Below are 20,178 nucleotides of genomic sequence, written 5' to 3'. Positions count from 1 at the left end.
GCCCTCGCCCATGTGGTTCACCCGCATCAGCATCGGCAACCCGGTGCTCGCCACGATGATGATGATTGCCTTCCTCGTGATAGGCCTCTTCTCGTATCAGCGTCTCAAGGTCGATCAGTTCCCCGACATCACGTTCCCGATCGTTGTCGTGCAGACGGCGTATCCGGGCGCATCGCCCGAATCGGTCGAGTCGGACGTCACGCGCAAAATCGAGGAAGCCGTCAACACGATCAGCGGCATCGATCAGATCACGTCGCGTTCATACGACGCGCAATCGGTCGTGATCGTGCAGTTCGATCTCGCGGTGGATGCGGTGCAGGCCGCGCAGGACGTGCGCGACAAGATTGCGCTGATCCGCCCCGACCTGCGCGACGGCGTCAAGGAGCCACGCGTATTGCGCTATGACCCGGCTGATATGCCGATCGTGACGGTTGCGGTCTCGAATGCGCCGGGCGCGTCGCTGTCCACGCGCGATCTCACCACCGTCGCCGATCAGATCGTGCGCAAGCGGCTGGAGACCGTGCGCGGTGTCGGCTCGGTGTCGCTTGTCGGCGGCGTCAAGCGGCAAGTGCAAATCGACGTGAATCCGCACAACCTGCAGGCGCTTTCGGTCGGCGTGGATCAGGTGATCCGCGCGGTGCAGAACGAGAACCAGGAGATTCCAGCCGGACCGCTCACGTCGAACAGCGTCGAACAGACGGTGCAGGTAAAGGGCCGCTTCGAGACGCCGTCCGACTTCAAGCGGATCATTGTCGCCCGGCGCGGCGCGCAGTCGGCGATCCCTACGGCTTCGTCGACCTCGCAGCCGGTGACGCTAGATCAGGTTGCCGACGTGATCGACGGTCAGCAGGAAGCGGACAGCATGGCGCTGCTCAACGGTCGGCGCGCGTTGTTTCTGTCGATCATCAAGGCACAAGGCGAGAACACGGTCGACGTCGCGCATGGCGTGCGCGCGGAAGTCGCACGCTTGCAGCCGCAGTTGCCGCCAGGCGTGAAGCTCGACATCACCGACGACTCGTCGATCAACATCGAAGAGAGCGTCAATGAAGTGAAGCGCACGTTGTTCGAAGGCGCTTTGCTGACGGTGTTCATCGTGTTCCTGTTTCTGGGCTCGTGGCGCAGCACGGTCATCACAGGTCTTACGTTGCCGATCGCGCTCATCGGCACGTTCGCGGTGATGTACGCGTGCGGCTTCACGATCAATGTCATTACGCTAATGGCGCTGTCGCTATGCGTGGGCCTTCTGATCGACGACGCAATCGTGGTGCGCGAAAACATCGTGCGGCACGTTCAACTCGGCGCGGACCATCGCACGGCGGCGCTCGACGGCACGAAAGAAATCGCACTGGCGGTGCTCGCCACGACCTTCTCGATTGTCGCGGTGTTTTTGCCGGTCGGGTTCATGGGCGGCATCATCGGCCGCTTCTTCCATCAGTTCGGCATCACGGTTGCCGCCGCCGTGCTGATTTCGATGTTCGTCTCGTTCACGCTCGATCCGATGCTCTCGTCGATCTGGCCGGACCCCGATCTTCACGACGCGGACACCGGCCGCAAAGGCTATCGTTACGGCCGTTTCGTCGAACGCTCGCTACACCTGTTCGACAGGCAGATTGCGCAGCTGAGCGCGCTCTATCAACGCCTGCTCGGCTGGTCGCTCGAACATCGGGCGATCACGCTCGTAGTGGCCGCGGCGACTTTTTTCGGCAGCCTGTTTCTCGTGCCTTTTGTCGGCACCGAGTTCGTGCCGAATGCGGATTTCTCGATCACGAAGATCGGCTTGAACACGCCGGTGGGCACGTCGCTCGAAGCGACGTCGAAGAAGGTCCAGCAGGTCGAGGCGGTTCTCGCGACTTACCCGGAAGTGCGCTACACCTATGCAACGGTCAACTCGGGCAACACGCAAGGCAAGAACAACGCGCTCATTACCGTGCGGCTGAAAGACCGGCGCGACCGCACGCGCGGCGTGGCCGAACTGAATCAGATGTTCCGCGCGCGGCTCGCATCGGTGGCGGGCGTAACCGTGACCGAAATCGGCATGCCGGACGGCGCGGGAAGTACGAAGGCGATCCAGCTCAGCTTGCAGGGCGACAACATGGACGAACTGCGTCGGCTCTCCGAGGCAGCGCAGGCTCGCATGCGCAAGATCCCAGGTCTCGTGGATCTCGATTCAAGCCTGAAGGCCGACAAGCCGATCGTCGCGATCAATGTGAGGCGCGAACTCGCATCGGACCTGGGTGTGGGCGTGGCGGACATCGGCACTGCATTGCGGCCACTGCTTTCGGGCGACGCGATCAGCACATGGCGGGCGCCCGACGATCAGGACTACGACGTCAGCGTGCGCTTGCCGCGCGAGCAACGCGAAAGCATCGACGATCTCTCCCGGTTGATGATCGCCACCAACCGCACCGACTCGAACGGTGCACCGGTGCTCGTGCCCCTGCGGCAGATCGCGGACATCGTCAAGACGACCGGCCCGGACGTGCTGAATCGCCGCGACCTGCAGCGCGAGGTCATGCTGACCTCGAACGTGAACGGCCGCTCATCCGGCGAAGTCGCGTCGGACATTGCGAAGACGCTCGACGCGATGCATCTGCCCGCCGGTTACCGCTACCGATTCGAGGGTTCGACCAAGAACATGAACGAGTCGCTGGTGTTTGCAGTCGAGGCGCTCGCGCTCGCGGTTATTTTTATCTACATGATTCTCGCCTCGCAGTTCGCGAGCTTCGCGCAGCCACTCGCGATCATGGCGTCGCTACCGCTTACGCTGATCGGCGTGCTGGTCGCACTGCTGCTGTTCGGCAGCACGCTCAACATGTTTTCGATCATCGGCTTCGTGATGCTGATGGGGCTCGTCACCAAAAACGCGATCCTGCTCGTCGACTTCGCCAACCAGGCGCGGCGCGGCACGCTGCTCGACGCCTCGGGCAAAGGCCGCGTGATGGAGCGGCGCGAGGCTTTGCTCGAAGCGGCAAGGGTGCGCCTGCGACCCATTCTGATGACCACGCTCGCGATGATCTTCGGCATGCTGCCGCTCGCCGCCGCGCTCGGCGAAGGCGGCGAACAACGCGGGCCGCTCGGGCAGACAGTGATTGGCGGGGTGATTACGTCGTCGATATTGACGCTCGTCGTCGTGCCTGTCGTGTACACCGTGCTGGAAGATTGGGCGGACTGGCTGCGCAGGAAGTTACGGCGCCGCGCGGGCTGAGCCGCAGGGCGTCGGCGAAATTGTTAAAGTAATAGTCTTTCCCTGATCAGCGGTCCCACACCATGCGCACCACGCGAGCCATCCACGCTGTCGAGCGCTTGAAAACGCGCAGCGGCAATCCGCAGTTCGCCGCGATCAGCCTTTCCGGCGGCCTCTTCTATCTCGTCGACAAATCGGGCGGCACCGACAAGAAAGTCTCCGATCCGCTCGGGCTCGACGACTTCGTCAAGTTTGTCGATGCATACGGTCCGCAAAAACCGCGCAAGGCGAGCAAGCTCGACATTGCGTTCGAAGCCCAGATCAAGAAGAGCAAAGGCGGATGAAGCGTAGAGCCGCGCAGCGAGCGCGTGGCTCTACGACTTCTCGATCTCGCGCCATTGTCCATCTGCAGCACTGCTCGCGAGCACCGCATCGATAAAGCGCAGACCCGCGACGCCGTCCTCCACCGTCGTGAGCAGCAGGCTTTCAGCCGGCAACGCGCGGCCCTCGTCCAACGCTTCGATCTGCAACGCGGCGTCCTTATACAACTGCGCGAATGCTTCAAGATAACCTTCAGGATGACCTGGCGGCACGCGCGTCGCGTGAATCGCGCTCGCGCCGCTTACGCGTCCGCGCGTCAGGCGTTCGGCTGCCCCGCCGAGCGGTGTAAACCACAATTCGTTGGGCTGCTCCTGGTCGAACGAAATGCCCGCTTTGGTCCCATAAACGCGCAGCCGTAACGCGTTTTCCGCGCCGCTCGCGACCTGGCTCGCCCACAGCATGCCGCGCGCGCCGTTCGCATAGCGCAGCATCGCCTGCACATGATCGTCGATGCGGCGCCCGGGCACGAACGTGTGCAACTCGGCGGAAAGCGCGGCGGGCGTCATACCCGTGACGAAAGCGGCAAGCTGATACGCATGCGTGCCGATATCGCCGAGACAGCCCGCCGGGCCCGCTAGCGCCGGGTCCGTGCGCCAGCCGGCCTGCTTGTTCAAGCCGCCCGCTTCGATCGGCTCGGCCAGCCAGTCTTGCGCATATTCGACCTGTACGACGCGTATCTGCCCAAGCTCGCCCGCTTCGACCAACTCGCGTGCATGACGCACCAGCGGATAGCCGGAGTACGTGTGCGTCAGCGCGAAAAGCTTGTTCTTCTGATGCGCGAGTTTGGCGAGCGCTTCGCCTTCGGCAAGTGAAATAGCAAGCGGCTTATCGCACACCACATGAATGCCCGCTTCGAGAAACGCGGTGGCAACCGGCGCATGCAGATGGTTCGGCGTCACTATCGCGACGGCGTCGATACCGTCGTCGAGCGCTGCTTCCGCTCGCGCCATTTCCTGCCAGTCAGCGTAGCTGCGCGCAATGCCCACCTCGGCGGCGCTTGCTCGCGCGCGTTCGGGATCGGACGACAACGCGCCTGCGACGAGTTCGAAACGATCGTCGAGGCGCGCGGCGATCCGATGCACTGCGCCGATGAACGCGCCCTGTCCACCGCCGACCATGCCCAATCTGAGTCTTCTGGATGGCATCTTGTCCGCTCCTTTGCTTACCGCTGGCTCACTGTTGCAATCAGCGCCCTCAGATGCCGAGCACGCGCTTTAACTGCGCTGCATCGACGCCGCTGCCTGCGAAATCGTCGAATGCATGCTCGGCCACGCGAATGATGTGCTCGCGGATAAACTCCGCGCCTTCGCGCGCGCCGTCATGTGGATGCTTGAGCGCGCATTCCCATTCGAGCACCGCCCAGCCCGGGAAATCGTATTGCGCCATTTTGGAAAAGATCGCGCGAAAATCGATCTGGCCGTCGCCGAGCGAGCGGAAGCGCCCCGCGCGCTCCACCCAGCCGCTATAACCGCCGTACACGCCTTGCCTGCCGTTCGGCCGGAACTCCGCGTCCTTCACATGAAACGCCTTGATGCGCTCGTGATAGATGTCGATGAACGAGAGGTAGTCGAGTTGCTGCAGAACGAAATGGCTCGGGTCGTAGAGGATATTCGCGCGCGGATGCTGGTTCACTCCATTCAGGAAGCGCTCGAAGGTCACGCCGTCGTGCAGATCCTCGCCGGGATGCAGTTCGTAGCACACGTCCACACCCGCTGCTTCGAAGGCATCCAGAATCGGCGTCCAGCGGCGCGCGAGTTCGTCGAACGCGGCCTCGATCAAACCGGTCGGACGCTGTGGCCACGGGTACACATACGGCCATGCAAGCGCCCCGGAGAACGACACATGCGTGGTCAGCCCCAGGCGCTGCGATGCCTTCGCCGCCAGCTTCAATTGCTCGATGGCCCACTGCGTGCGCGCTGCCGGGTCGCCACGCACATGCGGCGCCGCGAAACCGTCGAACAATGCATCGTAAGCGGGGTGCACGGCCACGAGCTGCCCTTGCAGATGCGTCGACAGCTCGGTAATCGTGACGCCCGCGTTGTCGACCGTCTCGCGCAATTCGTCGCAGTACGCCTGACTCGACGCAGCCTGTTCGAGATCGATCAGGCGCACATCGCACGGCACCTGAATGCCCTTGAAACCGAGCCCCGCAGCCCAGCCAGCCAGATGCGCGAGGTTGTCGAACGGCACTTCGTCGCCCATGAACTGAGCGAGAAAAATCGCCGGACCTTTGATGGTTCTCATCGTATGGTTCCTTTAGCGGGGCGCGCTTTCCACCTACGCGCCCCGCTGCCAATAGACGGTGCAAAGGCTCAGAACGGCGAGTCCGGGAAATAGAACTGCTGCGCGTTCTCCTTCGTGATCAGCACCGACGGAATGATCGTGGTGGCCGGCAGCTTCTCGCCCTTCAGGCGGGCTTCCGCGGTGAGCTTGATTGCGTCGTAGATAAATTTGGGCGAGTACGACACGTCTGCCTGGATGCGTGGAGCGCCGTCCATCACATTCTTCACCATGCCTTTCGAACCCGCGCCGCCGAAAACGATCTTGATGTCGCTGCGCTTCGCCTGGTCGATCGCCTTGAGCACGCCGACCGCCATGTCGTCGTCAGCGGCCCAGACTGCGTCGATGTGCTTGAAGCGCGTCAGATAGTCCTGCATGACCTTGAACGCGTCGTCGCGATTCCAGTTCGCGTATTTCGCGTCGAGAATCTTGATGTTCGGATAGCCCTTCAGCACGCCGGTAAACGCGGTCCATCGTTCGTTGTCGAGCGTCGTCGGAATGCCGCGCAGCGCGACGATGTCGCCTTTGCCGTCGAGCGCTTTCGCCAGATATTCGGCGGGAATTCTGCCGAACGCGGTGTTGTCGCCGGCCACGTAGGCGTCCTGCGCGCTGGTATCCGTCAAGCCGCGATCCACCACCGTCACATACACGCCCTTCTTTTTCACCTGCGCGACCGGCTGCGTGAGCGAAGCCGATTCGAACGGGAAAATCACAAGCGCATTGATCTTGTTCACCGTAACCAGATCCTGCAACTGGTTTGCCTGTTCTGGCGCTCCGGCCGCTGTCTTCACGATGACTTTCAGATTCGGATGTTCTTTCTCGAGATCGGCCTTCGCCTTGTTCGCCCACCAGACGATGCCGCCCGTGAAGCCGTGGTCGGCTGTCGGAATCGCGACGCCCAGCGTGACCTTGTCATCGGCTCGTGCAGCGCCCGCGGTGCCCAGTATCCCCAACGCCAGCATGCCGGCGCCGATCGCTCGAATGACCTGCTTCATGGTTGTGTCTCCAATTTGTGCTGTTGTGAGGCGTTCGTGCGCCCCTGCCATTGTGTCGCTTTGCAGCGCTACACCTACCGCCGTCCACGTTGAACGAACGCGACGAAGATAATCACCACGCCCTGCACCGCCGCGTTCAGATACACGCTGATGATGCTGGTCAAATTCAGAATATTGGCAATGACCGACAGCAGAATTGCGCCGATGACCGTGCCGATCACGCGCCCTTCTCCGCCCTTCAGCGCGGTGCCGCCCACCACCACCGAAGCAATCGCTTCGAGTTCCCACAGCAGACCGGTGGTCGGCGTCGCCGAGCCGAGGCGCGGCACATACAGCACGGTGGCCACGCCAACGCAGATGCCGAGCAGCACATACGTGACGATCTTCACGGTATCGACACGTATCGCCGCATAGCGCGCGACCTGTTCGTTCGATCCGATCGCCTGCACATGACGTCCGAACGCAGTGCGATTCAGAATCAGCGCGCCGCCCGCCGCCGTCACGAGAAATACCCAGATCGGCACGGGCACACCGAACAGACTTGCGTAATAAACGGGCCCATAAAGATCGGATAACGAATTATCCAGTGTCAGCGCGCCGCCGTCGGCGAGCCATGTCAGCACCGCGCGAAAAATTCCCAGCGTGCCGAGCGTGACGATGAACGGCTCGATGCGCCCCTTGGTGATCAGCAGCCCGTGCGCGCAGCCGAAGAGGCCGCCCAGCACGAGCGCGAATGCGATACCCAGCGTCACGATGACGAGCGGCGCGAACGTGTGGCCGCCTACGCCCGCCGCAAGCCCGTTCATCAACCAGATCATGCTGCCCGCGATGAGCGCCGCCATCGAGCCGACCGACAGATCGATGCCGCCCGAGATGATCACGAACGTCATGCCCACCGCGATGATGCCGATGAACGACGTGCGCGTCAGCACGTTCATCATGTTGTCGAGCGTCGCGAAATCGCGATTCAACGCCGTGCCGACGATACACAGCGCGATCAGACCGACGAGCGGTCCGAGCGCATACAGCCGATGCGCGAAGCGCAACGCGCGGCCGGGTTGCACGGCTTCAGTGGGTGCCGGTCGCATGGGCGATCAACTCCTCTTCGGTCAGATGGTCGAGCGTCAGCGTGGCTTGCAGGCGTCCCGCGCGCATGACGGCGACGCGATGGCACAAGCCGATCAGCTCGATCAGTTCGGATGAAATGACGATCACCGCGCGGCCCTGCGCGGCGAGACGATGGATCAGAAAATAGATGTCGCGTTTGGCGCCGACGTCGACGCCGCGCGTCGGCTCGTCGAGAACGATGACGTCCGGCTCCGGCTGGAGAAACTTGGCGAGCGCAAGCTTCTGCTGGTTGCCGCCGGAGAGCATGCGCGCGCGGCTCGACAGGTCGCCCGTGCGTATGCCGAATTCGCTCACCGCGCTCTTCAATGCGTCGCGGCCCGCTTTCATGTCGAGCAGCGGATGCGCGTAACGTTCGAGTGTCATGAGCGTCACGTTGTCCTGCAGGCTCAGGTTCACGTGCAGGCCCTTGCCTTTGCGGTCTTCGCTGAGATACGTGAGGCCGTGGCGCATTGCTTCGCGTGGACTTTTCAGATCGACGGGACGTCCTGCGATTTCGATGCGTCCAGCCGTGCGCTTGCGCAAACCAATAATCGCTTCGAACGCTTCAGTGCGTCCCGCGCCGACGAGTCCCGCGAAGCCCAGCACTTCACCGGCACGCACGTCGAAGCTCAGATCGTCGACCCATTCCGGCACGGCGAGCCCTTGCACTTTCAGCGCGACCGGCGCGGCGGCGGATACCGCTATCTTCTCGGGGAACATGTCGGACACGTCGCGGCCGACCATCAGGTTGGCCATCTGTTGCCGCGCGAGCGCCGCCGTTTCATTGCGCGCGACAAAGCGGCCGTCGCGCATCACGATGACTTCGTCGGTAATGCGCTCGACTTCATCGAGCTTGTGGGAGATGTAGACGATGGTCACGCCATCGGCCTTCAACTTTGCCATCAGCGTGAAGAGACGCTCGGTTTCGGACGGCGTGAGCGTTGCCGTCGGCTCGTCCATGATGAGCAGGCGGGCGCGGCGCGACAGCGCCTTGGCGATTTCGACCATCTGCTTTTCCGCGACGATCAGTTCGCGCACCTTCGTGTCCGGCGCCTTGTCCAGTCCGACCTGCGCGAGGTAACGCGCGGCATCGGCGCGCATCGCTGCATCGTCGACGAACCAACCGCGCCGCTTCTCGTGGCCGAGATACATGTTTTGCGCAATCGTCAGATGCTCGGCCAGATTGAATTCCTGATGAATCAGCACGATGCCTTGCGCTTCGGCGTCGCGCGAACCGGCAAAGTGCTGCGCATGACCGTCCACCAGCAACGTGCCCGAGGTCGCGGTTTCATAGCCGGCGAGGATTTTCATCAGCGTGGACTTTCCCGCGCCGTTCTCCCCGAGCAAACCGTAGATGCGCCCCGGCGCGAGATCGAAGCTCACGCCGTGCAGCACGCGCACCGGGCCGAAGTCTTTGCGGATGTCGTCGAAGCGGATAGCGAGGCTCATGAGTCACGTGCTCCCGCGAATTACGAGCCGGTGCGGCAGCAGCACGCCCGGCACGTTAGCCAGGGGATTGGCGAGCCGCTGCAGCAGGAGGCGCGCGGCGGTCTCGCCCAGTTCGCGCATGGGCTGCGCGATCGTGGTGAGCGGCGGATCGATTTGCGCGGCGATAGAGATGTCGTCGAACCCGACCACGGCGACATCGTCGGGTACGCGTTTGCCGACGCTTCGCAAGCCGTGAAGCACGCCCGTCGCGAGCGTGTCGGACACGGCGAAGATTGCAGTAGGTGCGTCGGGCGGCAGCATCAGCGTGGCCGCCGCCGAAGCACCCGCCTCGTAGTCGAGACTATTCAGGTTCATGCGCCAGCCATCGAGCGGCGTGATGCCCGCGTCGGTCAGCGCATCCAGATAGCCTTGCTGACGCTGCCGCGCGTACAGATAGTCGATGTCGGAATTGATGAGGCCGATGCGCCGATGCCCGCGAGACAGAAGGTGCCGCACGGCGTCGCCTGCGGCCTGATAGTTGTCGATGCCTACATACGGCACGCCCACCGCCGGATCGAACTCGCAGCAGGCGACCCACGGCAGCGCGCCGGATGCATCGCTTTGTGCCTGCTGGATCGTCGCCGGGTCGAGACAGATCGCGCCGTCGGCGCGGCGGCGGCGCAGCAGGTCGAAGTAGCCGCGCTCGCGGCCGGCGTCCGCGCCCGTATCGCAGAGCAGCATGAAGTAACCGTGCTGGCGCGCAACGCTGTCGATGCCGCGGACGATCTCGGCGTAGAACGGATTTCCGAAGTCGGGGACCATCGTGAGCAACAAGCGGCTTTCGGCGGTGCGCAGATTGCGCGCGAGTTCGTTGACGCGGTAGCCGCTCGCGTCCACGGCGGCGAGCACCTTGTCGCGAGTCGCGGGCCGCACGTTCTCGTGTGCATTCAACACGCGTGACACGGTCGCCACCGAAACGCCCGCCTGCCTCGCCACGCCCGCGATAGAGAGCCCTTCCGCCGAGCGCGACGCCCGCGAAAGCGGTTGCGGCCGCGACTCGTCGCCGGTCGCGGTCACCGCTGCGGGCTTCACTTTTGATGTCGATCGGGACAAGGCAGCGGCTTCCAAAATGTAATCGATTACATTTTTTAGCGAACGGAAGTAGAAGTGCAAGGCCGGATTGCTAGGGATTTACACGGGGCATCGGCGAAAAGCGCGCGGCGGCGAACACACGAACCCCGCGACGAATGCGCGAACCCGAGCGACGCTGGCGAAAGCCCGCTTGGCACGATGCCCGCCTCGGCCCGGACGGCCAGCGCCATTTGGTACAATCCCGCAGTTACCCTGCCGTGGCTTGCGCATCGAGTGTTATTGCGAACGTCAGCGCGACATCAGCGGACTCTCCGCCGAAGCCGCCGCGCAGTGGGAAAATCGCAAAACTCGCCAAACCAGAACCGCCAAACCCACCATGAACATCGAGCAAGCGCGTTTCAACATGATCGAACAGCAGATCCGCCCCTGGGAAGTGCTCGACCAGGACGTGCTGAATCTGCTGTCGATCGTCAAGCGTGAAAACTTCGTCCCCGCCGCATACCGCGATCTGGCTTTCGCCGACTTCGAAGTGCCGCTGCCGGCCGGTCAGCACATGCTGGCGCCGCGCGTCGAGGCGCGCACGCTGCAGGAACTGGCGGTGAAGAAACATGAAAGCGTGCTGGAAATCGGCGCCGGTTCCGGTTACATGGCGGCGCTGCTCGCGCACCGCGCGCAACACGTGCTGACGGTCGATATCGAACCGGAACTCGCGGAACTGGCGAAGAACAACCTGATCGCGAATGGCGTGCTGAATGCCGAAGTCGCGACCGGCGACGCCGCGCGCGGCTGGGCCGCCGCTGCTCCGTACGACGTGATCTGCGTGTCGGGCGGACTGCCCGTGCTGCCGCAGGAAATTCTCGAACACCTGAAGATCGGCGGCCGTCTGGCGGCGTTTGTCGGCACCGCGCCGGTCATGAAGGCGCAGATCATCACGCGCATCGACGAAAAGCAGTACCGCGTTGCCGACGTGTTCGAAACCTACGTCGAACCGCTCGTCAACGCCGTGCAGCCGCCGCGCTTCAAGTTCTGATTCGCGTGTTTTTCACGGACGGCCGGCGCGCCGCCGTCCTCTGAACGGAAGTCTCGCTGATGCAAAACCTGACCGCTCCCGCGCTCGCCGAATGGCTCGCCGACACGTCGCGCCCCGCACCCGTGCTGCTCGACGTGCGCGAGCCATGGGAAATCCAGACGGCGTCGATGGCCGGCATCGTGTCGATTCCCATGCGTGAAATTCCCGCGCGCAGCGAAGAACTCGACGACGATGCGCAAATCGTCTGCATCTGCCACCACGGCGCACGCAGCGCGCAGGTGGCGATGTTCCTCGAATCCCGCGGCCATGCGAACGTCTTCAATCTGCAAGGCGGGATCGACGCATGGTCGCGCCAGGTCGACCCGTCGGTTCCCACTTACTGAGCCCACGGGCAATGAAGCGTCAGCACGCGCCGCTCCTGGCGTCTGCTCTGGCGCTTGCTTGCGCGCTTGCCTGCGTGTTGCACGCGCCGCTCGCGCAAGCTGTCGATCTCTCCCAACTCTACGACGAAGCGCTCTCCAACGACGCGCCATTGCAAAGCGCGCGCGCGGCGCTCGCCGCCAATAGCGAGGAACTGCCGCTCGCACGCGCGAAGCTGCTGCCGCAAGTCTCGGCGTCGCTCAATGGCAGCCGTCAGAGCACCGACTTCGGCGGCGGCTTTCCGGCGTCGTATGGCAACACTTACGGCTATGTGGTCTCGCTTACGCAGCCACTGATTCATGTAGACAGCTGGTACGGCTATGCGCAAGGCAAACTTGCGGTCGCGTCTGCGCAGGCCTCGTTCGCGCAGGCGCGCCAGGATCTGATCGTGCGCCTTGGCGAGGCGTACTTCGACGCGCTTGCCGCGCAAGACAGCGTTGCCATCGCGCGGTCGCTGAAGGCGTCGATTGCGCAGCAACTCGAGTCGGCGAAGCGTTCATTCGAAGTGGGCAACACGACGATCACCGACATGAACGAAGCGCAAGCCAAATACGATCAGGCGGTCTCGCAGGAAATCGCCGCGCAGAACGATCTCGCCGTCAAGCTGGCGGCGTTGCAGCAGATCGTCGGGCATCCGGTCGAGCATATCGACGGTCTCGCGGCCGGCGCTCCGCTGCCGCCGCCCGTGCCTGCGGACATCAACCAATGGGTCGATGCGGCGAGCGACGCGAACTACCAGGTCGTACTCAGACAGATCGCGCTCGATAACGCGCAGCGCGAAACGTCGAAGGCGAAAGCCGGCCATCTGCCGACTGTCGATCTGGTCGCGAGCCGCTCGCATAGCAGCCTGGGTGCGGCGGGAGCCGGCAACTTCGGCGGGAATTTCGGCGGCGGCTTCGGCAGCGGCGCGAATACGCCTTCGCCCGGCACGCCTGCGCTGGCAGCTGAACTCGGCAACCTGGGCTCCTCGTACACGAACAGCACAATCGGCGTACAGGTCACGATTCCGCTTTTCGCAGGCGGCGCCACGCAAAGCCGCGTTCGCCAGACGCTCGCACTCGAAGACCAGGCTGCCGCCGATCTCGATACTGCCCGGCGCAACGCGGCGCTCTCCGCGCGCCAGGCGTTTCTCGGCGTGGTCAGCGGGCTCGCGCAAGTGCGTGCGCTACAGACTGCCGAGCGGTCGGCGCGCACGTCGCTCGAATCGAATCTGCTTGGCTATCAGGTCGGCGTGCGTATCAACATCGACGTGCTCAACGCGCAAGACCAGCTCTTCTCCGCGCGGCGCGACCTGGCAAGGGCGCGTTACGACACATTGATCAATAGCCTCAAGCTGAAGGCCGCCACCGCGAACCTCACCGATCAGGACGTGTTGCAGCTGAGCTCGCTGCTATCTCCCGTGGACGATGGCGCATTGACCGCGCTGCCACAAGCGCCCACGGTGCCGCATCCGGGCGCCGCGGCGAAAGGCGCGGCGGGCAAGCTCGGGCGGCGGGGGTTGTCCGGTTCGGCCACGACGCAGTAGCCGCTGCTGCAGTTCAAAGCCGGGCTGATCCGCGGACTGATCCGTTCACCCCGCATATAAATCTATCGCGCTTTCGCGGCGATCTTCCACGCATCTTCCTGCAGAACGGGACCCAACTGTGCGGCCTCACGCTCGCACTTGTCCGCGCGTACGGCCGCTTTGAATCCTCTCCCATCTTTCTGAATGTCATCGGGGCTTAACTTGAGTTACTCAAGATCCGTTCCCATTCGATCTTCTACAACCGACATCAGGAAGCCTATGTTGTTCCAACCACCCGCACGCCGCCCGTTATCGACTTTCGTTGCCTTGTGCACCCTGCTCGCGCTGGGCGCGTGCGGCAGCAGTGACGATCTCCAGAGCAGTGCGGCCGTCGCGCCCGCCCCGCCGGCGGACCCTGGATTTGTGGACAGTGCGTCCATTCCCCCGGTGCCGGCATTCGTCGACAATGCCGCTTCCAATCAAAGAAACGACGCGCACTTCGCGACCCTCGACACCAATGCCGGTGTACGTGTTGTCGCGCGCTTCCTCGACCTGTGGCAGCCGTCGACGATGATTGTCGACGCGGGAGCGTCCGCGCCGGCGGTCGACGGTTTCCCCGCCGTGGTTGCCTCCACATGCTCGGGTCTCATCAACTCAGGCACAGCGTGCGGCACGGTCCTCGATGCGGCCGTGTTGAATCAGAACACGCAGTTCGTCGTCAACGAGACGGTCTCGCGCACCCAGGCGCAAGCGGATGCAGCGTATTTCGACGACCGTCGCAACAAGGGATACAGCGTGACAGACGGTATGGGACCGTTGACCGGCGCATGGCTCGGCCTCACGCAGCAAACCACCACCATCACGTCGATTCCGGCGAACGCGACCACCACGCTGTACAACGACGCAGGCAACAACACGGGCGTTGGCCGTCCGGCCAATGCGGCGTTCGGCACCGTGGTCGACTTTGTCAACGCAATGAGCACGAACGGTTCGACAGAACCGGCGAAGCGCCTCTACAAATACGCGAGGCCGTACCGCTGGAGCAGTTCGGTGGTGGTCGTGCCGACACTCGTGCCGGCCGAAAGCACGACGCCCGCCACCGATGGCGGCTTCATCAGCGGCCATACGGCGGAGGCAATGCGCGACTCGATGGCCATGGCTTACGTGGTCCCGCAGCGCTTCCAGGAAATGATGAGTCGTGCGATGGAACTCGGCGAAAATCGTATCGTCGCAGGCATGCATTCGCCGCTCGACGTGACAGGTGGACGGATGCAGGGCCTGGCGGTAGTGGCTGCCAATCTGTATAACCCGGCCAACGCGTCTTTGAAGGCCGCCGCCTACGCGCAGGCCCAAAGCGCTTTGATGGCGCAAACCAGCACGACGAACAGCACGTTCAACACGTTCGCGCATTCCGGCACGACCGCGACGGATCGTTTCGCGGACTATACGGCCAACCGGTCGGACTACTTGCGCCGGATGACGTTCGGCTTTCCGCAAATCGAAGCGACCGATGCAGCGCCGGTGGTTCCGAAGGGTGCAGAACTGCTGCTGGAAACCCGCTTTCCTTACCTCAGCGCGGATCAACGTCGCGTCGTGCTGAAGACGACAGAACTTCCGTCCGGGTATCCCGTCATGGACGATGCCGAAGGCTGGGGCCGCCTGAACATGTTCGCGGCCGCGGACGGCTACGGCGCGTTCAACGGCAATGTGATCGTCTCGATGGACGCGACCCAAGGCGGCTTCAACGCGCTCGACACCTGGCGCAACCCGATCTCAGGCGCGGGCAAGCTCACCTTGCAGGGAACCGGCACGCTGAAACTGGCCGGGGCCAACACGTACTCGGGTGGCTCGCAGATTGCAGGCGGCACGCTCGAAGCCGACTCCGCGTCCGCGCTCGGAACGGGTGACGTGTATCTAGGTGCGGGGTCGCTGGTCGTCAATGCGCCCGGTGTGGTTTCCGTCGTCGGCAAATTCACGCAGCTTGCGAATACGACGCTTGAGCTCAATCTCGGCGCCAACGGACAAGGCACGCTTAAGGTCGGCGCTCAGACCACGGTTCTTGGCGGAACGCTGCATGTGAAGTTCGTCGACGGCTTTAAACCGAAGGCGGGCGATACGATCACGGTGATCAGCGGCAATGGTTCGAACGTAAAGTTCTCCGCTGTTTCCGTTGATGGCTTCAAAGCCACGCCGGTCTACTCATCAACCGGCGTTCAGCTCCATCTCGATTCGTAACTGAGGCGGCAAAGCTCCCCGCCTTCGCTACATCGGCAGCGAGTCCGCTCTGCGCGGACTCGCTGCCCCGCTCTTAGCCCTGTATGAACGCCAGCAGATCAGCGTTGAGCACATCTGCGTTCAACGTCAACATGCCGTGTGGGAAGCCCGGATACGTCTTCAATGTTCCGTTCTTCAACAGCTTGATCGACTTCAGCGCCGCATCGGCAAACGGCACGATCTGGTCGTCTTCACCGTGCAGCACGAGAGTCGGCACGCTGATCGAGCGAAGGTCTTCGGTCTGGTCCGTTTCCGAGAAGGCCTTGATGCCTTCGTAGTGCGCCTTGGCGCTGCCCATCATGCCCTGACGCCACCAGTTCTGGATCACGCCTTGATGGACCGTCGCGCCCGGACGATTGAAGCCGTAGAACGGTCCCGCCGGAACGTCGACGAAGAACTGCGCGCGGTTGTCGGCAAGCGCTTTGCGAAAGCCGTCGAAGACTTCGAGCGGCAGACCTTCCGGGTTCGCCTCGGTCTTGAGCATCAGCGGCGGCACGGCGCTCACCAGCACCGCCTTCGCGACGCGGCCAGCCGGTTCGCCGTGCTTCGCCACATAGCGAGCCACCTCGCCGCCGCCCGTCGAATGGCCGATATGCACGGCGTTGCGCAGATCGAGCGCTTCTACCACCGCAAACGCGTCGGCGGCGTAGTGGTCCATGTCGTGTCCGTCGGAGACTTGCGACGAGCGGCCGTGGCCGCGCCGGTCGTGAGCGATCACGCGGAAGCCCTTCTGAACGAAGAAGAGCATCTGCGTATCCCAGTCGTCGGAAGACAACGGCCAGCCGTGGTGGAACACGATCGGTTGCGCGTCTTTCGGACCCCAGTCCTTGTAGAAAATTTCGACATTGTCCTTCGTTGTCACGTACGGCATGGTCGTTTCTCCTGTTTCACGTTTTGAGCGATAGCCGACTGGATGATCCGGCGCGAGTGTTACGAAAGCCACCATGGTGGCAACAAACTGTAGAGCAAATCTGGCAACGCGCCGAAAGGAGAATACTGACAGGCGCCGCGTTATGGAAGCGCGACGAAAAGAACTGATCGTTGCGCCATTGCCATCAATCGCCTCTGGGCACGCTTACTCTCGTCGCAATTTATTGCGCCGCTTCGCCCGCCCGATTAAGAAATTTCGCAGAGTTTCCCGAATACCAGACAGGCACCATGCTCGGTCCATTTCGGGAGCCGAGTGATGAGACTCAAGAAGATAGCGATGCTGGCCGCAACCGTGTTGCCGTTGGCGTCGTATGCCGCGCTGGGTGGCCCGCCGGTCACGGGAGCGTCCATGCCGCTCATGCTGCGCGCCGCCACGCCGCAATCCGCTTCGGCGTCCGCTCCGCCGTACGCAAACAGCCAGCCGGCCGGCGGGCCCATTAGCGCGGCGCCCTACTCGATGCGTCAGTCGATCGACGCGAACGGCGTCACGATCCGCGAATACGTGTTGAGCACCAACGTGGTGTTCGCCGTCACCTGGGACGGCCCAGTGCGCCCGAACATGCGCGCGCTGCTCGGCAGCTACTTCGCGAATTACGTTGCATCCGGCCAAGGCGGCGTGCGCGGCTCCGGTCCTTTGATAGAAGGCAGCGACGACTTCCGCATCGAATCCGCGGGCCGCCTTGGGCGCTTCTTCGGCATGGCCTGGGTGCCGCGTCTGATGCCCGCGGGCGTGCGTCCGGGCGATCTCGAATAACAGCCATGCGCTTCCCGGGAAAACACATGAATACATTGAAAAAGACGCTTTCGCTCGCGGCGGCCATCGGCGCTCTGGCGCTTGCCGCTTGCGGCGGCGGGGGCGGCGGCTCTGCCACTCAGGGCGATAATTCGGCCGGCTGGAACGCTACGCCGCAATGGACACCGCACGGGTCCGGCACCTCCAGCGGTTCGGGCAACTCATCGCTACCCGCTACCGGCGACAACACGGTTACGATCCGTGTCGACAATACAATGGGCGGCGTCAACGTGCTCAAGGCCTCGATCAGGGTATGCGTACCGGGCACCCAGAGTGCCCCGCAATGCGTGACCGTCGACAACATGCTGGTCGACACCGGCTCCACCGGCGTGCGGATCGCGGCGCGCGCCATCCCCACGCTGGCCCCGTTGCTGCTCACGCAAGTCGGCGCAGTCGACGACACGAGCGGCTCCGCCCCCATCGTCGAATGCATGCCATTCGCCTCCGGCTATACGTGGGGCTCGGTCAAACGCGCCGACATTACGATCGGCAGCAAGACGGCAAGCAACCTTCCAATCCAGGTGTACGCGGACAACGCATTCGCCGCCCCCGACGACTGCACGAACTACGGTGCCGACCTGGGCGGCGGCGCCTTCGCCGGGATTAACGGTATTCTCGGCGTCGACAGTTTCGCTACAGACTCAGCCGACGCGGTCACTACCGCGATTCCGGGAAATTACTACTACTGCCCGTCACAGAACTCGTGCGTTAGCACACGCATGCTAGCCGGCAAGGAAGTGAAGAACCCCGTGGCCGCATTCGCCTCGGACAACAACGGCACGATCATTCGTCTGCCCGCCGTGCCGGCCGGCGGGCAGACGAGCGTGACGGGGCAACTGGTGTTCGGCATCGGTACGCAGCAGAACAACGCGTTGCCGTCGAGCGCGACCGTGCTCGCCGTCGACAAATACGGCGCATTTACCACGCAGTATCGGGGCAAAGTTTTTACCCGCAGCGTGATCGACAGCGGCACCAATGCATATGCCTTCCCCGACGACACCATCGCGACGGGTGCGGACGGCTGGTACACGCCTGCCACGCCGCTGAATATGAGCGCAACGATAGAGGCGACCAACGGCACAGGCAAGCCGCTCGATATGCCGTTCTCCATTGCCGACACGAGCAACCTGCGGTTATCCGGGTACTACGCTCTCAGCAACGCCGGCGTGAACTTCGCGTATAGCGGAAAAAACAGCATGTTCCTGTGGGGGCTGCCGTTTTTCTATGGCCGGGACGTCTACACAGTAATGGGGAACGCGAAGGTCGGTAACCAGACCGGACCGTTCGTCGCGTTCTAGCGTACCGACGCAAAAAAAAGCGCAATGCATGAGGCCGGCGCGGCACGCGCTGGCCTCATGCAAACGCCTGATGCATCCCTTGGCAAATTCGTAAAGTCAGCGCACAAAGCCCAAGGCCCGAAGCTTCAATCCGTCTCTCTCAACACCTCGGCCACCGTCGTAAAAATCTCGTCGATCTGAGCCTCTTCAATAATGAGCGGCGGCGAGAACGCGAGAATGTCGCCGGTATAGCGTGTCAATACGCCCTTCTGGAAACATCGCACGAAGACGTCGTAAGCGCGTGTGCCGGGCGCGCCGTCGCGCGGCGCAAGCTCGACGCCGCCCACCAGCCCGAGATTGCGAACGTCGATCACATGCCGTTCACCGCGCAGCTTGTGAATCGCGCGCTCGAAAAGCGGCGCCATCCGCGCTGCTCGATCGAACAACTGCTCGCGCTCGTAGAGATCGATCGTCGCGCATGCCGCCGCAGCCGCAATCGGATGTCCCGAGTACGTATAGCCATGAAACAGCTCGATGCCGCCTGGCGCGCCGTTCACGATCGAGTCGTGAATCTGGCCGCTTGCGGCCACCGCGCCCATCGGAGCGGCCGCGTTGTTGGTGCCCTTCGCCATCGTCAGCAGGTCGGGCGTGACGCCGAAGTACTGCGCGGCGAACGGTGCGCCGAGGCGGCCCCAACCGGTGATGACTTCGTCGAAGATCAGCAGAATGCCGTGCTTGTCGCAAATCTCGCGCAGCCGTTGGAGATAACCTTGCGGCGGAATCAGCACGCCTGTCGATCCGGCCACCGGCTCAACGATCACCGCGGCAACCGTCGACGCATCGTGCAGCGCGACGATCCGCTCGAGTTCGTCGGCGAGATGCGCGCCCCACGCCGGTTGGCCTTTCGAATACGCGGCCTCTTTGATGTTCAGCGTATGCGGCAAATGATCGATCGACGGCAGCAGCGCGCCTGAAAACGCCTTGCGGTTGGGCGCAATGCCGCCCACCGAAATACCGCCGAAGCCGACGCCGTGATAGCCGCGTTCGCGTCCGATGAAGCGGGTGCGTTGTCCCTCGCCGCGCGAGCGGTAATAGGCAAGCGCGATCTTCAGCGCGGTATCGACTGCTTCCGAGCCTGAGTTCACGAAGAAGATGTGCTTCAGATCACCCGGCGTGTGTCGCGCGATTTTCGTCGCGGCTTCGAATGCTTTCGGGTGGCCCATCTGGAACGTGGGCGCGAAATCCATCTCAGCAGCCTGAGCCTGCACGGCGGCCACGATTTCATCGCGGCAGTGCCCTGCGTTCACGCACCACAGGCCCGCGGTGCCGTCGAGAATGCGCCGCCCATCATGCGATGTGTAGTACATGCCCTTCGCGCTCGCGAGCAGACGCGGCGCGCTCTTGAACTGGCGATTGGCGGTGAAGGGCATCCAGAACGCGGACATATCGGGCGGATTGGCGCCGGCGGATTCAGTCATCTCAT

The 20,178-nt window shown here is 63.2% G+C and carries 16 protein-coding genes; 8 read left to right on the top strand and 8 right to left on the bottom strand.

Annotated features, from left to right (window positions below; all coding sequences use genetic code 11):
- Nucleotides 1–10: 10 nt before the first annotated feature.
- On the top strand, nt 11–3,205 hold the full coding sequence (locus tag OH764_RS03410; protein ID WP_498848022.1) for an efflux RND transporter permease subunit: 3,195 nt from the start codon (nt 11–13) through the stop codon (nt 3,203–3,205).
- Nucleotides 3,206–3,267: 62 nt separating this feature from the next.
- Nucleotides 3,268–3,528, top strand: a complete 261-nt coding sequence (locus tag OH764_RS03405; protein WP_020065140.1) for a hypothetical protein — start codon at nt 3,268–3,270, stop codon at nt 3,526–3,528.
- A gap of 30 nt (nt 3,529–3,558) precedes the next feature.
- On the opposite strand, the gene OH764_RS03400 is transcribed toward OH764_RS03405, so the two are convergent.
- The 6 genes from OH764_RS03400 to OH764_RS03375 all read right to left on the bottom strand — a co-directional run bounded on the left by OH764_RS03400 (nt 3,559) and on the right by OH764_RS03375 (nt 10,452).
- A complete protein-coding gene (locus tag OH764_RS03400) occupies nt 3,559–4,710 on the bottom strand; it encodes a Gfo/Idh/MocA family protein (protein WP_498848021.1) in 1,152 nt (383 codons plus the stop codon).
- Between the two features lie 49 nt (nt 4,711–4,759).
- Entirely contained in the window at nt 4,760–5,809 is a 1,050-nt protein-coding gene (locus tag OH764_RS03395) for a sugar phosphate isomerase/epimerase family protein (RefSeq protein ID WP_498848020.1), read from the bottom strand.
- 68 nt (nt 5,810–5,877) lie between these two features.
- The gene (locus tag OH764_RS03390; protein ID WP_498848019.1) at nt 5,878–6,840 is read right to left on the bottom strand and encodes a type 1 periplasmic-binding domain-containing protein; all 963 of its coding nucleotides are present in this window, start codon (nt 6,838–6,840) and stop codon (nt 5,878–5,880) included.
- A gap of 74 nt (nt 6,841–6,914) precedes the next feature.
- Complete coding sequence (locus OH764_RS03385) at nt 6,915–7,928, bottom strand: ABC transporter permease (RefSeq protein ID WP_498848018.1); 1,014 nt, start codon at nt 7,926–7,928, stop codon at nt 6,915–6,917.
- Nucleotides 7,909–9,396, bottom strand: coding sequence for a sugar ABC transporter ATP-binding protein (locus OH764_RS03380; protein ID WP_498848017.1), 1,488 nt, complete (start codon nt 9,394–9,396; stop codon nt 7,909–7,911). The genes OH764_RS03385 and OH764_RS03380 overlap by 20 nt, the downstream gene beginning before the upstream one ends.
- Nucleotides 9,397–9,399: 3 nt before the next feature.
- Nucleotides 9,400–10,452, bottom strand: coding sequence for a LacI family DNA-binding transcriptional regulator (locus tag OH764_RS03375; RefSeq protein ID WP_498848746.1), 1,053 nt, complete (start codon nt 10,450–10,452; stop codon nt 9,400–9,402).
- A gap of 391 nt (nt 10,453–10,843) precedes the next feature.
- Between OH764_RS03375 and OH764_RS03370 the strand changes: the two genes are divergently transcribed.
- The 4 genes from OH764_RS03370 to OH764_RS03355 all read left to right on the top strand — a co-directional run bounded on the left by OH764_RS03370 (nt 10,844) and on the right by OH764_RS03355 (nt 15,656).
- Nucleotides 10,844–11,497, top strand: coding sequence for a protein-L-isoaspartate O-methyltransferase family protein (locus OH764_RS03370; protein WP_020065132.1), 654 nt, complete (start codon nt 10,844–10,846; stop codon nt 11,495–11,497).
- Nucleotides 11,498–11,556: 59 nt separating this feature from the next.
- Nucleotides 11,557–11,880, top strand: a complete 324-nt coding sequence (locus tag OH764_RS03365; RefSeq protein ID WP_020065131.1) for a rhodanese-like domain-containing protein — start codon at nt 11,557–11,559, stop codon at nt 11,878–11,880.
- 11 nt (nt 11,881–11,891) lie between these two features.
- Entirely contained in the window at nt 11,892–13,442 is a 1,551-nt protein-coding gene (locus tag OH764_RS03360; protein WP_498848016.1) for a TolC family protein, read from the top strand.
- A gap of 258 nt (nt 13,443–13,700) precedes the next feature.
- Entirely contained in the window at nt 13,701–15,656 is a 1,956-nt protein-coding gene (locus tag OH764_RS03355) for an acid phosphatase (protein ID WP_498848015.1), read from the top strand.
- Nucleotides 15,657–15,729: 73 nt separating this feature from the next.
- On the opposite strand, the gene OH764_RS03350 is transcribed toward OH764_RS03355, so the two are convergent.
- Nucleotides 15,730–16,566, bottom strand: a complete 837-nt coding sequence (locus OH764_RS03350) for an alpha/beta fold hydrolase (RefSeq protein ID WP_204520370.1) — start codon at nt 16,564–16,566, stop codon at nt 15,730–15,732.
- Between the two features lie 315 nt (nt 16,567–16,881).
- Between OH764_RS03350 and OH764_RS03345 the strand changes: the two genes are divergently transcribed.
- Nucleotides 16,882–17,379, top strand: coding sequence for a DUF2844 domain-containing protein (locus OH764_RS03345; RefSeq protein WP_498848014.1), 498 nt, complete (start codon nt 16,882–16,884; stop codon nt 17,377–17,379).
- A 26-nt stretch (nt 17,380–17,405) separates the two neighbouring features.
- A complete protein-coding gene (locus OH764_RS03340; RefSeq protein ID WP_498848013.1) occupies nt 17,406–18,716 on the top strand; it encodes a DUF3443 domain-containing protein in 1,311 nt (436 codons plus the stop codon).
- A gap of 125 nt (nt 18,717–18,841) precedes the next feature.
- On the opposite strand, the gene aptA is transcribed toward OH764_RS03340, so the two are convergent.
- Nucleotides 18,842–20,173: an aspartate aminotransferase family protein gene (gene aptA / locus OH764_RS03335; RefSeq protein WP_498848012.1), complete on the bottom strand. Its 1,332-nt coding sequence runs from the start codon at nt 20,171–20,173 to the stop codon at nt 18,842–18,844.
- Nucleotides 20,174–20,178 lie beyond the last annotated feature (5 nt).

The sequence above is a fragment of the Burkholderia sp. M6-3 genome, from assembly GCF_050858985.1.
GTDB classification, from domain to species: Bacteria; Pseudomonadota; Gammaproteobacteria; order Burkholderiales; family Burkholderiaceae; genus Paraburkholderia; species Paraburkholderia caledonica.
The sequence above is the reverse complement of the archived record's forward strand: the minus strand, read 5'-3'. Positions and strand labels throughout refer to the sequence as shown.